Annotated in this window: 1 protein-coding gene; it reads left to right on the forward strand. The window is 40.3% G+C overall.

Annotated features, from left to right (window positions below):
* Positions 1 to 249 (forward strand): hypothetical protein (locus NLF92_RS13095; protein ID WP_254102654.1); only part of this gene is annotated, 249 nt, incomplete at its 5' end.
* Positions 250 to 268: the final 19 nt, after the last annotated feature.

The following is a 268-nucleotide window of genomic DNA, read 5'->3' on the forward strand; positions in this document are numbered from 1 at the left end:
TCTACAGCCTTCATTAGCAGTAACACTCGCCACGGTGGGAATAGCGATATTGTTAAAGACTATATGGAAAAGATACCTGATGAGCTAAAGCGCAGCTGGAGTAAAACGCTTTTAAAAAAGCATATAACCATGCAACTAAAAGAGCGTAAATTGAAATTTAAAAAGACGTGGGTAACACGAGTTAGGGGAATAATCGGATACGTTAATTCACTTAGCTTCGAGGAACTACTAACACAAGCATTAGCTTGAAGGCAGGGCCCCTGCAAAT

This window comes from Opacimonas viscosa (assembly GCF_024199005.1).
Classification (GTDB): domain Bacteria; phylum Pseudomonadota; class Gammaproteobacteria; order Enterobacterales; family Alteromonadaceae; genus Opacimonas; species Opacimonas viscosa.